Origin of the sequence: Janthinobacterium sp., assembly GCF_009923995.1 — a bacterium.
In the GTDB taxonomy this organism is placed as follows: Bacteria; Pseudomonadota; Gammaproteobacteria; order Burkholderiales; family Burkholderiaceae_D; genus Janthinobacterium.
Map to the genome: position 1 here is coordinate 64,131 of NZ_RFSK01000019.1, position 20,136 is coordinate 84,266.

Sequence of the window (20,136 nt, forward strand, 5' to 3'; positions counted from 1 at the left end):
GTGGGGAACTTAAAACTTCACCCAGGTGGCTGGATCGAAGGCGCGGCCCTGATGACGCAGCTCAAAGTATAGCCCTGATTCCTCGTTGCCGCCGCTGTTGCCGGCGCTGGCGATGGTCTCGCCGCCCTTGACGGCGTCGCCCACGCGTTTCAGCAGGGACTGGTTATTGCCATAAATACTCATGTACTGACCGCCATGGTCAACGATGATCAGGTTGCCGAAACCGCGCAGCCAGTCGGAAAACACGACCCTGCCGGCGGCGATGGCGTGGATCTCGCTGCCCTCGCCCGTGCGGATGAACACGCCCTTCCAGCTGGGGCCGTCACCGCGCTTGCTACCGAAGCGGGCGGCGATCTTGCCCGCCACGGGTGCGCGCAGCTGCCCTTTCAGGCTGGCAAAGGCGCCGGCCGGCGCGGCCGGGCCCAGGCTCGGGCGTTCCGGCTCCGGTTCCGGCTTCGGTTCTGGTTTCGGCGTGACCTTGGCCACCGGCGGCGGTTCATCGTCGTCGATGGGGTCGAGTTTCACGGGCGGTGGCGGCGTCTGCGGCTTGATCTTGCCCGATTTATTCTGTTGCTCTTTAGCAATGCGTTCGCGTTCGGCCTGTGCCTGGGCGGCCTTGGCGCGCGCGGCCAGCTGGCGTTCGCGTTTTTCCGCCGCGATCTTGGCGTCGGCGGCCGCTTTCGCGGCGGCGCGCTGCTCGGCCAGCAATTGCTGGCGTTTCTTTTCGGCCGCGGCGGCGGCGGCCTGTTCCTCGATCAGTTTGGCCAGCTTGTCGACCAGGTTGCCCATGCGCTGTTCGTCGCGCTCGACATTGCCCGCTTCCTTGCGCTGCGCCACCAGGCGCTGCGACAAACTCGCCAGCAGGGCGGCGCGGCGCGCCTTTTCCTGCACCAGCAGGGCTTTCTGGTCGCGCTCTTCCTGCGCGATCTCTTCCAGCTCATCCTTGGCGTTCTGCACATCCGCCTGGTTTTTCTCCACGGCCAGCAAGTTGGCGCGCAAGGCGTCCAGCAGGCGCGCCTGCGCCTGCGACACGTAGGCCATGAATTGCAGGTCGCGGTTGATGCGGTTGGGGTTGTCGCCGGACAAGAGCAGCTTGATGCGGTCTTCATTGCCGGCAACATATTGTTCGCGCAGCAACTTGGACAGCTGCGCCTTCTGTTTCGCGACGGTGGCCGTCAGCTGCTGGTGCTCCTGCCCCAGCGCATTGAGTTTCACGCCCGTCTCGCTCTGTTCCTGCGCCAGGTCGCGCAAGGCGCGGTTGGCGTTGGAAATGGCCTCTTCCGACTCGGCCAGGGTATCGGCCGCGTCATCCTTGGCGCTTTCCGTGCGGCTGATGTCGCGCTTGAGGGCCGTCAGCTTTTGTTGCAATCCGGCACGTTGTGCTTCCGCGGCCGCCTTCTGCTTGCTGCGCTCGGTGGGTTTGGCACCGTGCGCGGCGCCGCTGGACACCAGCAGCGCCGCGCACAGCAAGGCAGCGGCGCGCCACGCCGGCAAGGGTGTTTCAGCAGAGGGGGCGATTGCTGTGCCGCGGAAGAAAGACAACAAGTTACTTGGCCTTCCCTTGGTTCGCCACGGCCGCTTGCGCTGCCGCAATCGCTGCCGGGTCGCCCAGGTAGTAGTGGCGGATCGGCTTCAGGTCGGCGTCCAGTTCATACACGAGCGGCTGGCCGTTCGGGATGTTCAGGCCGACAATGTCGCTGTCGCTGATGCCATCGAGCATCTTGATCAGGGCGCGCAGGCTGTTGCCGTGGGCCGAAATGATGATCTTCTTGCCGGCGCGGATGGCCGGGGCGATTTCCTCATCCCAGGCCGGCATCACGCGCGCCACGGTGTCCTTCAGGCATTCCGTCAGGGGAATCGACGCTTTCGGCAGGCCGGCGTAGCGCGGGTCGTTGAACGAGGCGCGGTCGTCATCCTCGGCCAGCGGCGGCGGCGGCGTGTCGTAGCTGCGGCGCCATACCAGCACTTGCTCGTCGCCATACTTGGCGGCCGTCTCGCCCTTGTCCAGGCCTTGCAGGGCGCCGTAATGGCGTTCGTTCAGGCGCCAGTCGTTCTTGATCGGCAGATACATCATGTCCATCTCGTCGAGGGCCAGCCACAGGGTGCGGATGGCGCGCTTCAGGACGGAAGTGTAGGCCACGTCGAACGTAAAACCTTCCTGCTTGAGGATCTGGCCGGCGGCCTTGGCTTCGTTGACGCCCTTTTCCGTCAGATCGACGTCGGTCCAGCCGGTGAAGCGGTTATCGAGGTTCCAGGTGGACTCGCCGTGACGCATGAAAACGATTTTGTACATAGTTCTATCTTCTCAAGGGGTTCAAATCAAAAAAGCAAAACGTAAAAAGACCTCGTCCAGCTTCTATTTTATAATGCGCGGATTGACTTAAACCATTGGACCCTACGTGAAATTCATTATCGACCACATTTTTCTGTTTGCCATCGTCATTATTTCCGGCGGCGCCCTCCTCTGGCCACTGCTGTCGATGCGCGGCAAGCGCGCGACCGTGCTGGAAGTCACGCAACTGATCAACCGTGGCAAGACCATCATCGTCGACGTGCGCAGCGCGGAAGAATTCGCCACGGGCCACCTGCCTGACGCGAAAAATATTCCGCTGCCGGAACTGGCAAAACGCCTGGGCGAGCTGGAAAAATTCAAAACGCGCCCCATTGTAGTGGTTTGCCAGAAAGGTTCGCGTTCGGCAACGGCCGTCGGCCTGCTGGGCAAGGCCGGTTTCGCTGAGGCAACGAGCCTGGAAGGCGGCCTCGACGAGTGGAAAAAGCAAGGTTTGCCATTGAAAACCTTGTCGCTGGCGAAATAAACCAGCATTAACTGAAGGAATCATCATGACTGTCCCAGTAATTGTGTATAGCACCGCCGTGTGCCCGTATTGCGTGCGCGCCGAGCGCCTGTTGGAAGCCAAGGGCGTGACCGTGCAAAAGATCCGCGTCGACCTCGACCCGGAAGAGCGCATCAAGATGATGGAGCGCACGGGCCGCCGCACGGTGCCGCAGATCTACGTGGGCGATACCCACGTGGGCGGTTTCGACGATTTGTATGCGCTCGATCAAGCCGGCAAGCTGGACCCCTTGTTAAATGGCACGGCAGCCTGATATAAAGCGGGTTCGAGAAATTGCTTGGTTTTTTGTCGTATTGTTTTGATACAATTGCCCTCGCACCTGATCTGGCCGCGCCTATCCGGCGCGGTTTGAATACCGCAAGCACCATATTTGAACGGTGTGCCGTTCTTGTCCTTTACAACGAAAGCGTTCCATGTCTGACGAAAATCTGCAACCAGTCTTCCAAATCCAACGCGTCTACCTGAAAGACATGTCGCTGGAACAACCAAATTCCCCAGCTATTTTCCTGGAACAAGAAGCGCCGGCCATCGAAGTGGCACTGGACGTGGGCGCCGCGCCTCTGGCCGACGGCATCTTCGAAGCTACCGTCACCATCACCGTGACGGCCAAGGTCGGCGAAAAAGTCGCTTTCCTGGTTGAAGGCAAGCAAGCTGGTATCTTCGAAGCACGCAACATTCCTGCTGATCAACTCGATCCGCTGCTGGGAATCGGCTGCCCGAACATCATCTACCCTTACCTGCGCGCCAACATCGCCGACGTGATCACCCGTGCCGGCTTCCCGCCAGTGCACCTGGCCGAGATCAACTTCGAAGTGTTCTACCAACAACGTCTGCAAGCTATTGCCGACGCCGCTGCCGCAGCACCAGCAGCCAGCGAAACGCACTAAGAACAGCTCACCAAACCTGCGGCGCGGCGCGCCTGCAAGTCGTGATACGCGCTGTGCCCTGGCACAGCTGCGCTTCCCGGCCACCATGCACTGCCGCCCGCGACGGTTTTGTGAGTGTTCTATACTGCGGGTAAGAAACGGCGGCCTGGCCGCCGTGTTTCGTTAAGGTTCAAAAAATATCATGTTGAAAAGTGCGCTCTTGAGCAAGTTCCGCTGGATGGCCGGCGCCGTGCTGCTGCTGGCCACCGCTGCCAGCCACGCCGTCGATTTCAAGACGGTGGGCGCAAACCCCGTCATCCTGTATGACGCACCGTCCGCCAAGGGCGGCAAGCTGTACGTGGCCCCCCGCGGCATGCCGCTGGAAGTCGTGCTCAGCTACGGCGAATGGGTCAAGGTACGCGATGCCAGCGGCGAAATGGCCTGGACGGAAGCCAAGGGCCTGTCCGCCAAGCGCAACGTCGTGGCGCGCGCCGCGAACCTCAAGGTTCGCGCCAGCCCCGACGACAACGCCTCCCCCCTCATCCTCGTCGACAAGGGCGTGCTGCTGGAAATGAGCGAACAGCCCAGCTCCGGCTGGGTCAAGGTGCGCCACAAGGATGGCCAGAGCGGCTACGTCAAGACCAGCGAAGTGTGGGGCCTGTAACGCTGTCCCGCGCCGCCCACCTTCCCCTTTGAGGTTGCATGCAAGTTTCCCCTGAAGTCATTCCCGCTCCCGCCGCCAGGACCGCACGGTGCAAGATCACCGTGCTGGGCGCCGGCGCCTGGGGCACGGCCGTAGCCATGGCCCTGGCCGGCCGCCACGACGTGCTGCTGTGGGGCCGCAACGGCGACGCCATGGCCGCCATGGCCGCCAGCGGCGAAAACGCCTACCTGCCCGGTTTCCCCTTGCCGCCGCAACTGCGCATCGGCGCCGACTTCGACGCCGCCGTCGCGCATGCCGGCGGCGAACACGGCCTGCTGATCGCCGCCTGCCCCGTGGCGGGCTTGCGGCCCATGCTGCATCGATTGAAAGACAAGGCCATCCCCAACCTCGTGTGGCTGTGCAAGGGCTTTGAAGGCGGCACGGGCCTGCTGCCGCACCAGGTCGTGCAGGAAGTGCTGGGCGACAGCATTGCCGGCGGCGCCCTGTCCGGCCCCTCGTTCGCGCAGGAAGTGGCGCGCGGCCTGCCGTGCGCGCTGACCATCGCCTCGCACAGCGCCGCCTTGCGCGGCGCCGTCGTCTCGGCCTTGCACGGCGGCACCATCCGCGTGTATGCCAGCGAAGACCTGGTGGGCGTGGAAGTGGGCGGCGCCGTCAAGAACGTGCTGGCGATCGCCACCGGCGTGGCCGACGGCCTGGGCCTGGGCCTGAATGCCCGTGCCGCGCTGATCACGCGTGGCCTGGCAGAAATCACGCGCCTGGGCACGGCCCTGGGTGGGCAGACGGAAACGTTCATGGGACTGACGGGCATGGGCGACCTGATTCTCACCTGCACGGGCGACCTGTCACGCAACCGCCGCGTCGGCCTGGGCCTGGCGCAAGGCAAGGCGCTGGACACCATCGTGGCGGAACTGGGTCACGTGGCCGAAGGCGTGCCCTGCGCCAAGGCCGTGCGCGAGCTGGCGCGCCGCATGGGCGTCGACATGCCGATCACGAATGCCGTGGCCGGCGTGCTGTTCGACGGCGATTTGCCGCAGGTGATGGTGCAGCAGCTGCTGTCGCGCGATCCGCGCGCCGAGGCAGCCTGATACGTGTTCCAGTAAAAATACCACCGGACAACACCGTGGCGCGCGGATGTGAGTAGCGGCGGAGGCCGCGACTCACGCCGCGCAGTCGGTTTGCCTGGGTGTTAACGTCCCGCCTTGTGCATGAGTATGGTCAGCAGCAGCAGGCTGTCCTCGCGCGCGGCCAGGGCATGGGCCTGGCCGCCGAGAAGGTACAGCATCTGCCCCGGCCCCAGCAGGTGCTCGCCGCCATGCGCCGTGACCGCCACCTGCCCTTGCAGGCACAGCAAGGTGATTTCTCCCAGCACATGATGCTCGGGCATGGTCTTGCCCTTGGGCATGCACATGCGGATCAATTCCAGTTCGTCCGTCTTGGCCAGCGCGATGGCGGAAAACTGCGACAGGTCGTCGCCATCCCTGCGCAGCACTTCGATCACCTGTCCTGAACTTGCGTGCTCCAATGCCATCATGTGCTCCTTCAGTAATTACCCGGTGACTTCCTCCGGCTCTTTCGCGCCGCGCATCCACTCGACCAGCGGCCACGCATCCTTCAAGCCTTCCGCCAGCGTCGGCAGCAGCTGTTCCGGCGCATTCACCGGCAAGGGAATCTCGGTCCACACGAAAAAGCTCTTCAGCTTGATGAATTCGATATGCTCGGCATCGGCCTCGAAACCCTTGGGCGGACGCTGCAGCTTGCCTTCGTTCTGGATGGTGCCGTAACGGGCCTTCAGGCGCTTATTCTTCAGCACTTTGGAAAAGCCTGGCGCATCGTTGACCATGTGTTCGCGCAGCGCCTTCAGACGGCCAGGGGGCGGCATGTATTCGCCCGCGCCGAACAGCAGATGACCCTGGCCATCGATCTGCAGATAATACGTGGGGCCGCCCGCCTTGCTGGGACGGCGCATGTCGTTCGGCGCGATGGCGGCAGAAAAGCGCGTCTTGTACGGGCTCTTGTCGTGCGCAAAACGCACGTCGCGGTTGATGCGGAACAAGGCCTTCTTCGGATTGCAGTATTTCACGGCCGGGTCGAACTTGCCCAGTTCGGCAATCAGCGACGTCACCAGGGCGAGGAATTCCTCGCGCAGGATGTCGTAGCGGGGCTTGTTCATGACAAACCAGGGACGGTTGTTATTATCGCTCAGTTCACGTAAAAATTGGGTCAAGTCACGCACATGCATGTGTCAGCTTCCGATCAGCAACTATTTGGAAAGCTCTTTCGGGATGGGGCGCTTGCCCACCACCACGTCGAGCGCCGCTTCGCGATTCTTGCGCAGCACCGTCATTTTAGCTTTTCCGCCGGGCGGCAGTTGGGCGATCAGGTTGAGCATTTCCGTCGTGTCGCCCACGGGCTTGCCATCGACGGCCAGCAGGATGTCGCCGGGCACGATGCCCGCCTTGTCGGCCGGGCCATTGCGCACCACGCCGGCGATGATGGCGCCGCTGGAGCGCTGCAGGCCGAAGCTTTGCGCCAGTTCGGGCGTGATGTCCTGCGTTTCCACGCCGATCCAGCCGCGCACCACGTGGCCATCCTTGATGATGGCTTCCATCACGGTTTTCGCCGTGGAGACGGGAATGGCGAAGCCGATGCCGACGGAGCCGCCGCTTTGCGAATAAATGGCCGTATTGATGCCGATCAAATTGCCGCGCGTATCGACGAGGGCGCCGCCCGAGTTGCCGAAGTTGATGGCCGCATCCGTCTGGATGAAGTTTTCAAAACTGTTGATGTGCAGGTTGTTGCGTCCCAGCGCGGAAATGATGCCCATGGTCACCGTCTGGCCCACGCCGAAGGGGTTGCCGATGGCCAGCACCACGTCGCCCACGCGCGCCAGTTCCGACTGGCCCAGGACGATGACGGGCAGCTTGTCGAGGTCGATCTTGATGACGGCCAGGTCCGTCTCCGGGTCCAGGCCGACGATCTTCGCGGGCGCCTTGCGGCCGTCCGTCAGCACCACTTCGATTTCATCGGCGCCTTCGACCACGTGGTTGTTCGTCAGGACATAGCCTTCATGGCTGACGATGACGCCGGAACCGAGACTGTTGCGCAGGTCGTCATCGTCGTCGAGGCCGGGATCGCGGTCGCCGAAGAAACGCTTGAAGAAGGGATCGCGGGCCAGCGGATGGGCGCCGCGCTTGGGGACTTGCAGGGTGAGGATGTTGACGACGGCGGGCATGGCGCGCGCCGCCGCGTCGCGGTAGGAGCCGGGTGCCAGGCTGCTGGACGCCGTTTCCACCACGGGCACCGGCTTGGCCGGCGAGCCCAGCTGCTGCACCCGGCTGGCGGGGCGCAGCGCGCCGTAGACAAAGTACAGCGCCAACGCGATGGTCACGGTTTGCGCAAACAACAACCAGAATCGTCGCATAGGGCTCTCTGTCCAGGTCAGCCGGCCCGGTGCCGGTCCGGCTTATTTTGCCAGATTGTTGCTGTTGCGTGCGTTCTGCTGCAGCGAGTCGCGGATTTCGCGCAGCAGCACGATGTCTTCCGGCGTGGCCGGCGCCGGTGCCGGTGCGGCCGGTTCGCTGCGGCGGGCCTTGTTCATCAGGCGCACCATCTGGAAGATGATGAAGGCGAGGATGACGAAGTTGAGCAAAATGGTAATGAAATTACCGTAGGCCAGCACGGCGCCCGCTTTCTTCGCTTCCACCAGGGTCATGGTGGTGGCCTGGCCGTTCAGGGGCAGGTAGTAATTGGCGAAATCGAGACCGCCGAAAATGCGCCCGATGGGCGGCATGATGACGTCTTGCACCAGGGAATCGACGATCTTGCCGAAGGCACCACCGATAATGACACCGACCGCCAGATCGACGACGTTGCCCTTCATTGCAAATTCTTTGAATTCTTGCATCATTGCCATGAATTTCTCCTTCGGGTATGTATAAAAAACATGCCGATCATACTATTGATTCCCATCGACACCAACTTGCGGTTGCGTGCGAGGCCCATTCTGGCACAGCCGCGCGCATCTAGTTCGAAAGAACTAGCCACCTCCTGCAAAAGTATATAAATTATGGTACAAGCAACGTTTTTGTTTTATTCGTTGTTTGCTTCACTTATAATTTGCGGTTGCCAGAAGTGACTTTTTCGCTTCCGGATAATCAACAAGAAACTGGCACGGGCTGCGCCATTGGCCGAAGTTCCGCAGGGATGTTGCCACTTTACCGTACAAAGATGCGGGTTGCGGCAAACAGTGGGAAAGAGCTTCGGCGACGGTTTTTCGCGGCTGCCACTCATAATAAAGATTCGCATTTTGACTGATTGGGGTTTGCATGAGTAACGAAAAGCAGGTCGATTCAGGCCGTCGCGGCTTGCTCGTCGCCACGTGCGCGGCGGGCAGTGTAGTTGGATTGGCAACCGCGGGAGCCTTGGTAAGCACCTTCCAGCCGTCGGAGCGCGCGAAAGCGGCTGGCGCGCCGGTCGAAGTAGACATCACCACCTTGCAACCCGGCGAAATGCGCACCGTCGAATGGCGCGGCAAGCCGGTCTGGATCCTGAAGCGCACCCCGGAGATGGTCGCCTCGCTGAAAAAAACGGACGACAAAGTCGCCGACGCCGATTCCCAACGCAACCCCGCCGAATTCACGCCGCCGTACTGCATGAACGAATGGCGCTCCATCAAGCCTGAAATTCTCGTCGCCGTCGGCATCTGCACCCACCTGGGCTGCTCCCCTTCCTCGAAATTTACCCCCGGTCCGCAACCGTCGCTGCCAGATGACTGGCAAGGCGGCTTCCTGTGCCCTTGCCACGGCTCCACCTTCGACATGGCGGGTCGCGTGTTCAAGAACAAGCCTGCGCCGGACAACCTGCAAGTGCCGCGCCATATGTACTTGAGCGACACCAAACTGCTGATAGGTAAAGACGAGAAAGGCGAGGCTTGATCATGGCTGCTTTCAAAGAAACGAAATTTCCTGCCGATGCGCCCGCCGCCGAAAAAGCCCTGGGCTGGGTGGATGACCGCTTTCCCCTGACCAAGCTGTGGAATGACCAGTGGGGCAAGTACTACGCACCGAAAAACTTCAATTTCTGGTACATCTTCGGCTCGCTGGCCATGCTGGTGCTGGTGCTGCAGATCGTCACCGGCATCTTCCTCACCATGCACTACAAGCCGGATGCGGCCCTGGCCTTCAATTCCGTCGAATACATCATGCGCGAAGTGCCGTGGGGCTGGCTGGTGCGCTACATGCACTCGACGGGCGCCTCGGCCTTCTTCATCATCGTCTACCTGCACATGACGCGCGGCCTGCTGTACGGCTCCTACCGCAAGCCACGCGAGCTGATCTGGCTGTTCGGTTTCGCCATCTTCCTGTGCCTGATGGCCGAAGCGTTCTTCGGCTACCTGCTGCCATGGGGCCAGATGTCGTACTGGGGCGCGCAAGTGATCGTCAACCTGTTTGGCGCCATCCCCTTCATCGGCCCTGACCTGTCGCTGTGGATCCGCGGCGACTACGTCGTCTCCGACGCCACCCTGAACCGCTTCTTCGCCTTCCACGTGATCGCCATCCCGCTGGTCCTGCTGGGCCTGGTTGCCGCGCACTTGATCGCCCTGCATGAAGTGGGCTCGAGCAATCCGGACGGCATCGAAGTGAAGGAAAACCTGGGCGCCGACGGCCACCCCGTCGATTCCATCCCCTCGCACCCGTACTACACCGTGCACGACCTGTTCGGCGTATCGATCTTCCTCGTCATCTTCAGCGCCGTCGTCTTCTTCGCGCCGGAAATGGGCGGATATTTCCTGGAATACAACAATTTCCTGCCAGGCGATTCCCTGAAGACCCCGCTGCACATCGCGCCAACGTGGTACTTCACGCCGTTCTACTCGGTGCTGCGCGCCACCACGGCCGACTTCATGTACGTGCTGATGGCTGCCGTGGCCGCCTATGTCGTGTTCATCTGGCTCAAGTCGCGCCTGTCGACCAAGGTCAAGGCCGCCATCGCCGTGATCGCGCTGCTGGCCATCGTCGGCATGCTGCCGCAGGTGCTGGACGCGAAATTCTGGGGCGTCGTGTTCTTTGGCGGTTCCGTCGTGATCCTGGCCTTCCTGCCATGGCTCGACCATTCGCCCGTGAAATCGATCCGCTACCGTCCGACCTGGCATAAATACATCTATGCCATCTTCGGCCTGTCGTTCCTAGTGCTGGGCTACCTCGGCACCCAGGCGCCGACGGATACGAAGACCATCGTGTCGCAAGTGTGCACCCTGATTTACTTCAGCTTTTTCCTGCTGATGCCATGGTGGAGTGCAATGGGCAAGTTCAAGACCGTGCCGTCGCGTGTGACGTTTCACCCGCACTAAGCCGATCCCACGCCACGCTCAAAGGACATACATCATATGAAGATTGCAAAAAAACTGCTCGCCATCCTGGCCCTCGTGCCCGCCATGGCCCTCGCCAGCGAAGGCGGCTTTCCGCTCGACAAGGCACCCGACCGCCAGACCAACATGGCAGCGCTGCAGCATGGCGCCAAACTGTTCGTCAACTATTGCCTCAATTGCCACTCTGCCGTGTCGATGCGCTACAACCGCCTGCGCGACCTGGGCTTGACGGAAGACCAGATCAAGCAGAATCTGCTGTTCACCAGCGATAAAGTGGGCGACCTGATGACGACGGCCCTGGCGCCGCAGGATGCCAAGGCCTTCTTTGGCGTCGTACCGCCCGATTTGTCGGTAATTTCGCGCGCGAAATCATCTTCCGCTGGCACAGGCGGCGACTACCTGTATACTTACCTGCGTACGTTCTATAAAGACGACACTCGTCCGACCGGCTGGAACAACATGGTCGTGCCGAATGTTGCCATGCCGCATGTGTTATGGGAATTGCAAGGTATCCAGACTGCCAAGTTCGTGGAAGAGAATGATCCGCACGAAGCGGGCAAGAAAATCCACAAATTTGTCGGCTTCGAACAAGTCAAGCCAGGCACGTTGAACAAGATCGAGTATGACACTGCGGTAGCCGACCTGGTCGGCTACATGGAGTGGATGGCCGAACCGGCACAGCAGACACGCAAGCGCCTGGGCGTGTGGGTGCTGCTGTTCCTGTCGGCTTTTGCTCTGCTGGCATGGCGCCTTAACGCGTCGTTCTGGAAAGAAGTCAAATAAGTGAGGCGCCGGCCGAAGGCCGGTTGGTGCCTGTTTCTGCGTTGTCCGCACGAGTGGACAAGCGACCTGGGGTGAGCCGTTCGCGGCTTCACCCCCTTTGTTTCTAAGGAACTATAAAAAATGATGGTTCTCTATTCGGGTACAACCTGCCCATTTTCGCAACGCTGCCGCCTGGTCCTGTTTGAAAAAGGCATGGACTTCGAAGTGCGCGACGTCGACCTGTTCAACAAACCGGAAGACATTTCGACCATGAATCCGTACGGCCAGGTGCCTATCCTGGTCGAGCGCGAACTGATCCTGTATGAATCGAACATCATCAACGAGTACATCGATGAGCGCTTCCCGCATCCGCAGCTGATGCCGGCCGATCCGCTGATGCGTGCCCGCGCGCGCCTGATGCTGTTCAACTTCGAAAAAGAACTGTTCGTGCACGTGCACGTGCTGGAAAGCGAACGCGCCAAGAGCAACGACAAGGCCCACGACAAGGCGCGCGCGGAAATCCGCGACCGCCTGACGACCCTGGCGCCGCTGTTCCTGAAAAACAAGTACATGCTGGGCGACGAATTCTCGATGCTCGACGTGGCTGTCGCGCCGCTGCTGTGGCGCCTGGACCACTACGGCATCGAACTGTCGAAGACGGCTGCACCGCTGATGAAATACGCCGAACGCATCTTCTCGCGTCCGGCCTACATCGAAGCGCTGACGCCATCCGAAAAAGTGATGCGTCGTTAAGATATTCCCGGCAAGCAACGCTTGCCGGGACATCTTGAGTCAACTGGCGCGCCGTTTGGCTAGTTGCTCTGCCTCATTGAACTACCGGTGCGCCCGCCTCATGCTGACGGGGGCGCTCCCGCCTCACCGTGCCTACCATGTCTGAAATCTCAACCAAACCTTATATGCTGCGCGCCATCTACGAGTGGTGCACCGACAGCGGCTACACGCCTTATCTCGCGGTCAAAGTCGATTCGCGCACCACGGTACCGATGGAATACGTAAAAAAGGGCGAAATCGTGCTCAACATCAGCTTCGGCGCCACCAGCGGCCTGAAGATGGACAACGACGCCATCCGTTTCCACGCCCGCTTCGGCGGCGTCTCGCGCGAAATCTACGTACCGGTCGACAACGTGATGGCCATCTACGCCAACGAAAACGGCCAGGGCATGGCTTTCGAGCCTGTGCTGGGCAACGATGACCCGGACGCGCAACCGACGGACAGCCCCGCCTCCGCCGACGTGCCGCCGCCCGTGCTCGCCCCCGCCGCCAGCGGTCCAGCCCTGTCGTCCGTGCCCACCGGTTCCCCCGAACAACGCGACGCCGCGACCCCAGGCGACGACGAGCCACCAAAAAAAGGCGGCCGCCCGACCCTGACCCGCATTAAATAGCGTATAATTCGCAACGCGCAGTTTTTGCCGACTTAGCTCATTTGGTAGAGCAGTTGATTTGTAATCATCAGGTGGCCAGTTCGAAACCGGCAGTCGGCACCAGAATTCAGTAGGAAATCAAAGGGTTACCCGCTTCGGCTGGTAGCCCTTTTTTGTTTTTCCCCTGCCGGCAGGACGTTCCCTGCACCGCTGAACCGCATCCCATCGGGACGCACCGCCGCATGGCCCGTTGCTGCACCGCGCCATGACGGCCAGCGCGTTTAGGCGCAGTATGGACTTGCTTGCGAAGAACAAGCTTTCGATGTCTGGCGTTCCTACCTGGGGAAACATCATGTCCGCACATACTTACAAGCTCATCGAACTGGTCGGCACGTCGACCGAGAGCAGCGATCAGGCGATACGCGATGCCATTGCCAAGGCGGCGCTGACGGTCAAGCACATGGACTGGTATGAAGTGACCGATTCGCGCGGGCATATCGTCGACGGCAAGGTGGCGCACTTCCAGGTCACACTGAAGGTCGGCTTCCGGCTCGAATAGGGCCGGGCGGCATGGGCGGCACCGGCGTGCTCCTCTCACCGCCGCCCGGCCGCTCCCCGGCTCTCCAGCCAGTCCCGGCCGCCGGCTTCCAGCGCGGCCTGAATCACCTGGTCCGGCAGGCTGTAGACGGTCGCCCAGCTGGCGCGGCCGTCCTGCGTGTTGGCGGGGAAGCTGTGCGTCTCGATGGGCCAGTGGTATTTGCGCTTCAGTGCCTTGACGATGGCGGCCAGCGAGACGCGGCCTTGCAGGGGTTCCGCGCCGGACTGGTCGCGGTTCGACAGCAGCACGGCCAGGACCTGGCCGCGGCCCGTGCGGGCGCCGGGGAAAGTGGGGGTTTTGTTTGCCATCGCCTATTCTAACGGGCTTGCGCGCCGATGCGGCCACCTGGCGCACCTTTGATGCAGCGCAAGCGGCGCTCAGGCATGGCGGCCAGGATAGGGGTTTCGCCAGACGTGCCGGCACCCCTCCGGCAGCCTGGGCTTGCTACCAGGGGCACAGGAGAACATCATGCACAGCCTGAACATCCAAGCCATGCAATGGCAGCCCGTCGCCGATATTTCCGCCGTCCAATCCCTGCAAACCGATGACCTGGCCTGCTTTCGCGAGCTGCGCGACGTGCTGCAGCGCTACGGCGCGCTGGAGCGCTTCGGCATTTCCCTGATCCACCGCCATTTCGACATCGCCGACGATGAGGAAATGATGGAATACACGGATGCCCAGCAGCGCATCCTGACGATAAAACCTGTCAAGAAAAGCGACATCGACTGGGAGAATACGACGATTACCAACTGGAAACTGACGGAAGGCGACGAAGTGGCGCGCATCGGCTGCGGCTGCGCGCGCAATTCGGGCGGCCACCTGGGCTACCACCGGGGCACCTGAGGCCGGCCACCGCTGCCCGCCAGACGGCGTCGGCCTTTCTTACACTTGGGCCCTTCCAGTCCAGCCCGCTTTGCGCAAGTGGTTGATTCGCCATGTTTTTTTCGTGTGGCACGCAAGCTGCTTATCACGGTCTACGAGATGAATTCAGGCAAGCAGTCCTGGATCGCTCCCCCGGATTTCCCCTCCGACAATGACCACGATAATGAGGCTGCGATGAACGTCGATCACACACGAAGCAAGGCCCTGGGCTGGCTAGGCATCCTGGCCGCCGCCGGCTGGCTGGCCAGCGGCCAGGCGCAGGCGGGCGCGTACGGCCTGGCCGTCAATGAACTGAACAATTTCCGCATCACCACCAGTGCCGGCACCCTGTCGCTGACGGGCGCCAACCGCAATGCCAGCGACAGCGCCTTCTTCGAGGGGGGCGTGGCCGTCAACCCGCGCGCCGTCAATACGGGCCCGGCAGCCGATGCCGACGTGCTGCAAGTGTGCTCCGGCAGCGGCTGCGCAGGCTTGCCGCAAAACCACTACGGGCCCACGCCCAGTTCCGTGCTGGAATTTGCCCGCGGCGATGCGCATTCCTTCGGCAACTTGCTCACTAGCACGGGCGCCACCGTGCAATCCGTATCGGAAGCCCGGCGCGACACGGTGGGCGCCGCCACGGCCACGGCCGGCGACACGCTCACCGGCTCGATCAACCTGACCCTGTCGAGCGCCGGCTTCATCACCTTCAGCTTCATGGGACGGCGCGACCTGCGCACCAGCGTGACGACGATGGGCGACAAGTCGAACGTGTCGATCATGGATATCTTCAATATTTCCTGCAATGCCGCCAGCCCCGCCGGCTGCCTGTCGCATGCGAATGCCGATGGCGTGATCTTCCAGTTCGCCCCCGATGGCGACCCGAATAATGGCAGCGACATCAATGGCAACCATGCGGTCGGCAGCCTGGACCCGTTCAGCCTGAACATGACGGCCGGCACCAACGACCCCGCCACCTCGCGCGCCTTCACGAATGGCTTTGCGATGTTTTCCCTGACCTCGAATTTCGCCCTGCCCGCCGGCAGCTATACCCTGAATTTTTCCAAGTCCACGCGCACCGACATCGTCGTCATGGACCCTCCTGCGGTGCCCGTGCCGGCCACCCTGCTGCTGCTGGGCACGGGCCTGGCGGCCCTCGCCTTCACGCGCCGCCGCCTGCCGCAATGAGCTGCGGCACGGCACACGACACGCGGCGCCTCCTCAGGCGCCGCGTGTCGTCGTGCCGGCTGCGGCGTTTAACCGAGCCGCGCCAGCGCCTGGCGCGCCAGGTGCAGCTGCTGCAGATAATAACGGTGCAGCACGGCCGGATCGCCCAGGTCGCGCCCGAGTATCAGGCGCAGCTCGCTGGACGGACAATCGGCGGCCACCACCTGCACCTGGCTGCCCAGGCGGCGTGCCAGCTGGCGCGCCGCCTGTTCCTGCGCGGGCCGGTATTCGACGCGCGTGCGCGCCACCTGGAACGATGCGTCATTGCCCAGGCGCACCACCTGCACGGCAGCGCCGGCCAGGCTGCGCGCCAGGGCGGCGGCCATGCCGGGCACGCCGTTACCGTTCAGGATTTCCAGGCGCGGTCGCGCCACGCCGACAGCAGGCGTCGCGGCTACCGCGGGCGCCAGCGCGGCAACGGGCGCACCGCGCACCGCCGCTGGCACGCGCCGCAGGCGGGCCATGCCGTCGCTCTGGACAATGTCGATGCGCGCCATGGCCGGGGCTTCCTGCACCGGCGCCAGCGCTTGCACCGGCGCGGACGGGGGCGCCGGCTCCTCGCCGCGCAGCAGGGCCGCATCGCGCCGCAAGTCGTGCTCCTGCAGGCTGTGCGCCTGGCGCCGCATGACGGCGGCGCGCTCGGACTGCCCCAGGCGCTCGAGCACCTGCGCCAGGTGCTGCCAGGCCAGTGCATTCAAGGGATCGAGCAGGCAAGCCTGTTCCAGCGCCGGCAAGGCCAGCGCGTCGCGGCCGCTCAGGGCATAAGCATGGCCCAAGTTGCTGAACAAATACGCCTGCTGCGGGCGCGGCGTGCCCGCCTCCTGCGTCAGGGCCAGCCAGTGGGCGATCGCGGCCGCATGCTCGCCCCGCTGCGCGTGCAGCACGGCCAGGCCGTTGCGCGCATGCACGTGGCGCGGCGCACTGCGCAAGGCCAGTTCATAGGCCGCTTGCGCGGCGGGCAGATCGCCCGCGTCGAAATGGCGGCGTCCCGCCACGTAGGCGGCATCGGCGTCGGACGGCGGCGCCAGCAGCGGCGCGTGCGCCACGTGGCTGGCACAGGCGCCCAGCGCCAGGCAGGCACTGGCGGCTGCCAGGCGGGAAATCGTCAAGCGCATGGTAGCTCCTTTCAGCGGTTGGCCATGGCCGGCACGAGCACGCGATAGACTTCGATCACGGCCGGTCCCATGAGCACCAGCATGAGGGTGGGAAAGACGCAAAAAATCAGGGGAAACAGCAGTTTCAGGGCGATCTTCGCCGCCGCTTCCTCGGCCAGCAGGCTGCGCTTGCCGCGCAGGTTTTCCGAATGCACGCGCAGCGAATCGCCCATGCTGGTGCCGAAGCGCTCCGACTGGATCAGCATGGCGACGAGGGTATCGACGTCTTCCACGCCGCTGCGCAGGGCCAGGTTGCGCAGCGCCTTTTCCTTGGAAAAGCCGGCGCGCATTTCCATCAGCACCAGCTGCAATTCCTGCGCCAGCACCATGCTCTTGATGTGGATCTCGCCCGACACCTTCACCAGCGCGCGCTCCAGGCTCAGTCCCGCTTCCACGCACACCGTCAGCAGGTCCAGCGCGTCGGGGATGTTTTCAAAGATGTCGCGCTGGCGCCGCTTGGCCGTGCTGGCCAGCACCAGGTTCGGCAGGTAATAGCCGACGGTGGCGCTGACGCACAGCAGCAACAGCAGCACGCTGCGCAGCTGCGCCGCCATGGCGCTGGCCGCGTACAGGCCCAGCACGGTGGGAAACAGCAGGGCCAGCACGGTTTTCGCCGCGAAGTACAGGGCCGGCGCGCTGGCCTGGCGCCAGCCGGCGTTCATGAAGCGCGTGCGCAGCGGCGAGCGTTCCCAGCCCTCTTCCGGCAGCGACAATTTGCTGAACGGCTGCGCCACGCGGGCCACGCGCTCGACCCAGCCGTTTTCCAGCACCACGTCGCTGGCGGCCGGTGCCGTGGCGCCGAACAGGCGCTGGCGCAGGGCACTGGGGAAGAAGATCAGCCACGCCAGCAGGGCCAGGGCCACCACCACGGCGAAGACGATCAGCAGGAACAGCAGTTGCGAACCGGTCATGATGTGTTTCCTCTCTCATCGGGGGCGCCCTCAGATGCGGATGCGGATCACCTTGCGCATCCAGACGACGCCCAGCGCCACCATGCCGGCCGCGTACCACAGCAATTTGATGCCGCTGGGGTCCGTCCACAGCAGGCGGATGTATTGCGGATTGACGATCGTCATGACGCCGATCATCACCACCGGCATCAGGCCCAGCACCCAGGCCGACATGCGCCCCTCGGCCGACAGCACGCGCACCTGTCCCAGCAGTTTCAGGCGGGCGCGGATGATGCGGGCGATGCTGACCAGCACCTCGGCCAGGTTGCCGCCCGATTCGCGCTGCACCAGCACGGCGATGACGAGGTAGCGCAAGTCCGTCAGCGGGATGCGCGCGGCCAGGTTCTGCAGCGCCTCGTTCATCGGCACGCCGTAATTGATCTCTTCGTGCGCCATCTTGAATTCGCCGCTGATCGGTTCATTGAGTTCATCGCCCACCATCTGCAGCACGTTGGAAAACGAGTGCCCGGCCCGCAGCGCGCGGGCGAGGAAATCGGCCGCCTCCGGCAGCTGCGCCTCGATCTTCTGCAGCCGCGCCGCGCGCGCCCGCAGCACGAGCAGGAGCGGCCCGCCGCCCGCCACGCCCAGCAGCAGCAAGGCGCCCGGCACGGGCATGGGCCAGGCGGCCAGCAGCAGCAGGGCCGCCAGCAGCAGGCCGCCGGCGCCGCCGAGGAACTGCGCCACCGACCAGGACAGGCCCGATTGCAGCAGCAGGCGGTCCAGCTGCGCCACCTGCGGCACGCGCCGCAGCAGCCGCTCCAGGCCAGGCGCCTGCGCATAGCGGCGCTGCTTGAGGATGGAGACGCGCTCGCCGCCCGCCTCGCCGCGCGCCGCCATCAGGCGCAAGCGCCGGTTGATGCGCCGCGCCGCGCTGCCATGCGTGCCCGACCACCACAGCCACGCCCCTTCCACCAGCAGGATGCAGGCGGCAAACAGCAGCACGGCAAAACCGTAGAACACGAGGTCCATGACACCTCCATCAAACACAGAGTCAAACCGCCGCGGGCGGACGTGATGTGCGGCCGGGAAGCGCAGCGGTGCTTCGCCACAGCGGACATCCAGGGCCGCAAGGCGTGCCGCGCAGCCGGTGTTTCATTCGTAGATGCGGTCCGGGTCGAACACCGTGTCCGGCACGGGCGCGCCGAACATGCGCAGGCGTTCCGTGAAGCGGGGCCGCACGCCCGTGGCGCAGAAGTGGCCCAGCACCTTGCCCGCCGCATCGACGCCCGTCTGCTCGAAGCGGAAGATTTCATGCATGGCGATGATGTCGCCTTCCATGCCCGTCACCTCCTGCAGGCTGACCAGCTTGCGCGCGCCGTCCGTCAGGCGCGACACCTGCATCACCACCGTCACGGCGGAACAGATCTGCTGGCGCGTGGCGCGCGGCGTCAGGTTCACATTGGCCATGCCGACCATGTTTTCCAGCCGCGCCAGGGCGTCGCGCGCCGTGTTCGAGTGGATCGTCGCCAGGGAACCCTCGTGGCCCGTGTTCATCGCCTGCAGCATGTCGAGCGCCTCGGCGCCGCGCACCTCGCCCAGGATGATGCGGTCGGGACGCATGCGCAGGGCGTTGCGCACCAGCGCGCGCTGGCTCACCTCGCCCTTGCCCTCGATGTTGGGCGGGCGCGTTTCCAGGCGCACCACGTGCGGCTGGCGCAGCGCCAGTTCGGCCGCATCCTCGATGGTGACGATGCGCTCGCTGCCGGGGATGAAGGCCGACAGCACGTTGAGCAAGGTCGTCTTGCCGCTGCCCGTGCCGCCCGAGATGAGGATGTTGACCTTGGCCTGCCCCAGCGCCTGCAGCACCTGCACCATGGGCGGCGTGAGGCTCTTGTAGTCGAGCAGGTTGGCGATGCTCAAGGGCTGCACGGCGAAGCGGCGGATCGACAGGATCGGCCCGTCGACGGCCAGCGGCGGGATGATGGCATTCACGCGCGAGCCGTCCGGCAGGCGCGCGTCGACCATCGGACTCGATTCATCGACGCGCCGTCCCACGCGCGAGACGATCTTCTCGATGATCTTCATCAGGTGCGCATTGTCGTGGAAGGTCACGTCCGTCAGCTGCAGCCGCCCGCCCCGCTCCACGTAGACCTTGTCGCAGGTGTTGACGAGGATGTCGGACACGCTGGCGTCGGCCAGCAAGGGTTCCAGCGGGCCGAAGCCCAGCATCTCGTGCTGGATGTCGAGCACCAGGCTATGCCGCTCGTGCTGGTTCAGCACGATGCGCTCTTCCTCGATCACGCGCTGCACCAGCAGCGCCAGCTCGTGCTTGAACTGTTCCGCCGTCAGGCGCTTCAGCCGCTCCAGGTCGATACGGTCGAGTATCGTCTGGTGCATGGTCTTTTTCAGTTCCTGGTAGGCGTGCAGCGCCAGCGCCCCTTGTCCGTTGCTGGCGGGGCGGGCCGTTTCATTGGCCGCCAGGCGTTCGCGTAAAGTCATCTCGGCTCCCA

The 20,136-nt window shown here is 63.6% G+C and carries 24 protein-coding genes and 1 tRNA gene; 14 read left to right on the forward strand and 11 right to left on the reverse strand.

Annotated features, from left to right (window positions below; all coding sequences use genetic code 11):
- Positions 1-9: 9 nt before the first annotated feature.
- Positions 10-1,470, reverse strand: a complete 1,461-nt coding sequence (locus tag EBS11_RS12085; RefSeq protein ID WP_290603246.1) for a peptidoglycan DD-metalloendopeptidase family protein — start codon at positions 1,468-1,470, stop codon at positions 10-12.
- A gap of 76 nt (positions 1,471-1,546) precedes the next feature.
- Positions 1,547-2,293 carry a 2,3-diphosphoglycerate-dependent phosphoglycerate mutase gene (gene gpmA / locus EBS11_RS12090; RefSeq protein WP_034753030.1) on the reverse strand — a complete coding sequence of 249 codons (747 nt, stop codon included), beginning with the start codon at positions 2,291-2,293 and terminating at the stop codon, positions 1,547-1,549.
- Between the two features lie 106 nt (positions 2,294-2,399).
- On the opposite strand from gpmA, the gene EBS11_RS12095 reads away from it, so the two are divergent.
- The 5 genes from EBS11_RS12095 to EBS11_RS12115 all read left to right on the forward strand — a co-directional run bounded on the left by EBS11_RS12095 (position 2,400) and on the right by EBS11_RS12115 (position 5,470).
- Positions 2,400-2,816 carry a rhodanese-like domain-containing protein gene (locus EBS11_RS12095; RefSeq protein ID WP_046681994.1) on the forward strand — a complete coding sequence of 139 codons (417 nt, stop codon included), beginning with the start codon at positions 2,400-2,402 and terminating at the stop codon, positions 2,814-2,816.
- 25 nt (positions 2,817-2,841) lie between these two features.
- Positions 2,842-3,108, forward strand: coding sequence for a glutaredoxin 3 (grxC, locus tag EBS11_RS12100; RefSeq protein ID WP_034783579.1), 267 nt, complete (start codon positions 2,842-2,844; stop codon positions 3,106-3,108).
- 160 nt (positions 3,109-3,268) lie between these two features.
- Positions 3,269-3,742 carry a protein-export chaperone SecB gene (gene secB / locus EBS11_RS12105; protein WP_034783580.1) on the forward strand — a complete coding sequence of 158 codons (474 nt, stop codon included), beginning with the start codon at positions 3,269-3,271 and terminating at the stop codon, positions 3,740-3,742.
- Positions 3,743-3,923: 181 nt separating this feature from the next.
- Positions 3,924-4,385, forward strand: a complete 462-nt coding sequence (locus tag EBS11_RS12110) for an SH3 domain-containing protein (protein WP_290603215.1) — start codon at positions 3,924-3,926, stop codon at positions 4,383-4,385.
- Positions 4,386-4,423: 38 nt separating this feature from the next.
- The gene (locus EBS11_RS12115) at positions 4,424-5,470 is read left to right on the forward strand and encodes an NAD(P)H-dependent glycerol-3-phosphate dehydrogenase (protein ID WP_290603216.1); all 1,047 of its coding nucleotides are present in this window, start codon (positions 4,424-4,426) and stop codon (positions 5,468-5,470) included.
- 101 nt (positions 5,471-5,571) lie between these two features.
- Here EBS11_RS12115 and EBS11_RS12120 read toward each other — a convergent pair whose 3' ends face one another.
- From EBS11_RS12120 to mscL, 4 genes are read right to left on the reverse strand one after another with little or no spacing between them, the layout of a single operon-like run.
- Positions 5,572-5,916, reverse strand: coding sequence for a cupin domain-containing protein (locus EBS11_RS12120; RefSeq protein WP_290603217.1), 345 nt, complete (start codon positions 5,914-5,916; stop codon positions 5,572-5,574).
- A 15-nt stretch (positions 5,917-5,931) separates the two neighbouring features.
- On the reverse strand, positions 5,932-6,624 hold the full coding sequence (locus tag EBS11_RS12125) for a DUF2461 domain-containing protein (protein ID WP_290603218.1): 693 nt from the start codon (positions 6,622-6,624) through the stop codon (positions 5,932-5,934).
- 21 nt (positions 6,625-6,645) lie between these two features.
- Positions 6,646-7,806, reverse strand: coding sequence for a Do family serine endopeptidase (locus EBS11_RS12130; protein WP_290603219.1), 1,161 nt, complete (start codon positions 7,804-7,806; stop codon positions 6,646-6,648).
- 42 nt (positions 7,807-7,848) lie between these two features.
- On the reverse strand, positions 7,849-8,298 hold the full coding sequence (gene mscL / locus EBS11_RS12135) for a large conductance mechanosensitive channel protein MscL (protein WP_290603220.1): 450 nt from the start codon (positions 8,296-8,298) through the stop codon (positions 7,849-7,851).
- Positions 8,299-8,710: 412 nt separating this feature from the next.
- Between mscL and petA the strand changes: the two genes are divergently transcribed.
- From petA to EBS11_RS12170, 7 genes are all read left to right on the forward strand, one after another.
- Entirely contained in the window at positions 8,711-9,319 is a 609-nt protein-coding gene (gene petA, locus EBS11_RS12140) for a ubiquinol-cytochrome c reductase iron-sulfur subunit (RefSeq protein WP_290603221.1), read from the forward strand.
- A 2-nt stretch (positions 9,320-9,321) separates the two neighbouring features.
- Complete coding sequence (locus EBS11_RS12145; RefSeq protein ID WP_290603222.1) at positions 9,322-10,734, forward strand: cytochrome bc complex cytochrome b subunit; 1,413 nt, start codon at positions 9,322-9,324, stop codon at positions 10,732-10,734.
- A 36-nt stretch (positions 10,735-10,770) separates the two neighbouring features.
- The gene (locus EBS11_RS12150; RefSeq protein ID WP_290603223.1) at positions 10,771-11,535 is read left to right on the forward strand and encodes a cytochrome c1; all 765 of its coding nucleotides are present in this window, start codon (positions 10,771-10,773) and stop codon (positions 11,533-11,535) included.
- A gap of 120 nt (positions 11,536-11,655) precedes the next feature.
- Entirely contained in the window at positions 11,656-12,267 is a 612-nt protein-coding gene (locus EBS11_RS12155) for a glutathione S-transferase N-terminal domain-containing protein (RefSeq protein ID WP_010394154.1), read from the forward strand.
- 137 nt (positions 12,268-12,404) lie between these two features.
- Positions 12,405-12,917, forward strand: coding sequence for a ClpXP protease specificity-enhancing factor (locus tag EBS11_RS12160; RefSeq protein WP_290603224.1), 513 nt, complete (start codon positions 12,405-12,407; stop codon positions 12,915-12,917).
- A 26-nt stretch (positions 12,918-12,943) separates the two neighbouring features.
- Positions 12,944-13,019 (forward strand) — tRNA-Thr (locus EBS11_RS12165).
- 229 nt (positions 13,020-13,248) lie between these two features.
- Positions 13,249-13,455 carry a dodecin gene (locus EBS11_RS12170; protein ID WP_071325761.1) on the forward strand — a complete coding sequence of 69 codons (207 nt, stop codon included), beginning with the start codon at positions 13,249-13,251 and terminating at the stop codon, positions 13,453-13,455.
- A gap of 35 nt (positions 13,456-13,490) precedes the next feature.
- Here EBS11_RS12170 and EBS11_RS12175 read toward each other — a convergent pair whose 3' ends face one another.
- Entirely contained in the window at positions 13,491-13,802 is a 312-nt protein-coding gene (locus tag EBS11_RS12175) for a hypothetical protein (protein WP_290603225.1), read from the reverse strand.
- A 160-nt stretch (positions 13,803-13,962) separates the two neighbouring features.
- Here EBS11_RS12175 and EBS11_RS12180 point away from each other — a divergent pair, with 160 nt between their 5' ends.
- Together EBS11_RS12180 and EBS11_RS12185 are read left to right on the forward strand one after the other, a co-directional pair.
- The gene (locus EBS11_RS12180) at positions 13,963-14,337 is read left to right on the forward strand and encodes a hypothetical protein (protein ID WP_290603226.1); all 375 of its coding nucleotides are present in this window, start codon (positions 13,963-13,965) and stop codon (positions 14,335-14,337) included.
- 213 nt (positions 14,338-14,550) lie between these two features.
- On the forward strand, positions 14,551-15,543 hold the full coding sequence (locus tag EBS11_RS12185; protein WP_290603227.1) for an EDSAP-1 family PEP-CTERM protein: 993 nt from the start codon (positions 14,551-14,553) through the stop codon (positions 15,541-15,543).
- A 68-nt stretch (positions 15,544-15,611) separates the two neighbouring features.
- On the opposite strand, the gene EBS11_RS12190 is transcribed toward EBS11_RS12185, so the two are convergent.
- From EBS11_RS12190 to EBS11_RS12205, 4 genes are all read right to left on the reverse strand, one after another.
- On the reverse strand, positions 15,612-16,697 hold the full coding sequence (locus tag EBS11_RS12190) for a LytR C-terminal domain-containing protein (protein WP_290603228.1): 1,086 nt from the start codon (positions 16,695-16,697) through the stop codon (positions 15,612-15,614).
- Between the two features lie 11 nt (positions 16,698-16,708).
- Positions 16,709-17,647: a type II secretion system F family protein gene (locus tag EBS11_RS12195; RefSeq protein WP_290603229.1), complete on the reverse strand. Its 939-nt coding sequence runs from the start codon at positions 17,645-17,647 to the stop codon at positions 16,709-16,711.
- A gap of 30 nt (positions 17,648-17,677) precedes the next feature.
- Entirely contained in the window at positions 17,678-18,655 is a 978-nt protein-coding gene (locus EBS11_RS12200; RefSeq protein ID WP_290603230.1) for a type II secretion system F family protein, read from the reverse strand.
- Positions 18,656-18,778: 123 nt separating this feature from the next.
- Positions 18,779-20,125, reverse strand: coding sequence for a CpaF family protein (locus EBS11_RS12205; protein ID WP_290603231.1), 1,347 nt, complete (start codon positions 20,123-20,125; stop codon positions 18,779-18,781).
- Positions 20,126-20,136: the final 11 nt, after the last annotated feature.

What these genes read in the sequence shown, in the direction of transcription:
- EBS11_RS12170 (WP_071325761.1), top strand. Translation starts at nt 13,249, where the DNA reads ATGTCCGCACATACTTACAAGCTCATCGAACTGGTCGGCACGTCGACC.
- EBS11_RS12155 (WP_010394154.1), top strand. Translation starts at nt 11,656, where the DNA reads ATGATGGTTCTCTATTCGGGTACAACCTGCCCATTTTCGCAACGCTGC.
- EBS11_RS12115 (WP_290603216.1), top strand. Translation starts at nt 4,424, where the DNA reads ATGCAAGTTTCCCCTGAAGTCATTCCCGCTCCCGCCGCCAGGACCGCA.
- petA (WP_290603221.1), top strand. Translation starts at nt 8,711, where the DNA reads ATGAGTAACGAAAAGCAGGTCGATTCAGGCCGTCGCGGCTTGCTCGTC.
- EBS11_RS12175 (WP_290603225.1), bottom strand. Translation starts at nt 13,802, where the DNA reads ATGGCAAACAAAACCCCCACTTTCCCCGGCGCCCGCACGGGCCGCGGC.
- EBS11_RS12190 (WP_290603228.1), bottom strand. Translation starts at nt 16,697, where the DNA reads ATGCGCTTGACGATTTCCCGCCTGGCAGCCGCCAGTGCCTGCCTGGCG.
- EBS11_RS12200 (WP_290603230.1), bottom strand. Translation starts at nt 18,655, where the DNA reads ATGGACCTCGTGTTCTACGGTTTTGCCGTGCTGCTGTTTGCCGCCTGC.
- EBS11_RS12120 (WP_290603217.1), bottom strand. Translation starts at nt 5,916, where the DNA reads ATGATGGCATTGGAGCACGCAAGTTCAGGACAGGTGATCGAAGTGCTG.
- mscL (WP_290603220.1), bottom strand. Translation starts at nt 8,298, where the DNA reads ATGGCAATGATGCAAGAATTCAAAGAATTTGCAATGAAGGGCAACGTC.
- EBS11_RS12110 (WP_290603215.1), top strand. Translation starts at nt 3,924, where the DNA reads ATGTTGAAAAGTGCGCTCTTGAGCAAGTTCCGCTGGATGGCCGGCGCC.
- grxC (WP_034783579.1), top strand. Translation starts at nt 2,842, where the DNA reads ATGACTGTCCCAGTAATTGTGTATAGCACCGCCGTGTGCCCGTATTGC.
- EBS11_RS12125 (WP_290603218.1), bottom strand. Translation starts at nt 6,624, where the DNA reads ATGCATGTGCGTGACTTGACCCAATTTTTACGTGAACTGAGCGATAAT.
- EBS11_RS12145 (WP_290603222.1), top strand. Translation starts at nt 9,322, where the DNA reads ATGGCTGCTTTCAAAGAAACGAAATTTCCTGCCGATGCGCCCGCCGCC.
- EBS11_RS12205 (WP_290603231.1), bottom strand. Translation starts at nt 20,125, where the DNA reads ATGACTTTACGCGAACGCCTGGCGGCCAATGAAACGGCCCGCCCCGCC.
- secB (WP_034783580.1), top strand. Translation starts at nt 3,269, where the DNA reads ATGTCTGACGAAAATCTGCAACCAGTCTTCCAAATCCAACGCGTCTAC.
- EBS11_RS12160 (WP_290603224.1), top strand. Translation starts at nt 12,405, where the DNA reads ATGTCTGAAATCTCAACCAAACCTTATATGCTGCGCGCCATCTACGAG.
- EBS11_RS12130 (WP_290603219.1), bottom strand. Translation starts at nt 7,806, where the DNA reads ATGCGACGATTCTGGTTGTTGTTTGCGCAAACCGTGACCATCGCGTTG.
- EBS11_RS12150 (WP_290603223.1), top strand. Translation starts at nt 10,771, where the DNA reads ATGAAGATTGCAAAAAAACTGCTCGCCATCCTGGCCCTCGTGCCCGCC.
- EBS11_RS12180 (WP_290603226.1), top strand. Translation starts at nt 13,963, where the DNA reads ATGCACAGCCTGAACATCCAAGCCATGCAATGGCAGCCCGTCGCCGAT.
- gpmA (WP_034753030.1), bottom strand. Translation starts at nt 2,293, where the DNA reads ATGTACAAAATCGTTTTCATGCGTCACGGCGAGTCCACCTGGAACCTC.
- EBS11_RS12185 (WP_290603227.1), top strand. Translation starts at nt 14,551, where the DNA reads ATGAACGTCGATCACACACGAAGCAAGGCCCTGGGCTGGCTAGGCATC.
- EBS11_RS12195 (WP_290603229.1), bottom strand. Translation starts at nt 17,647, where the DNA reads ATGACCGGTTCGCAACTGCTGTTCCTGCTGATCGTCTTCGCCGTGGTG.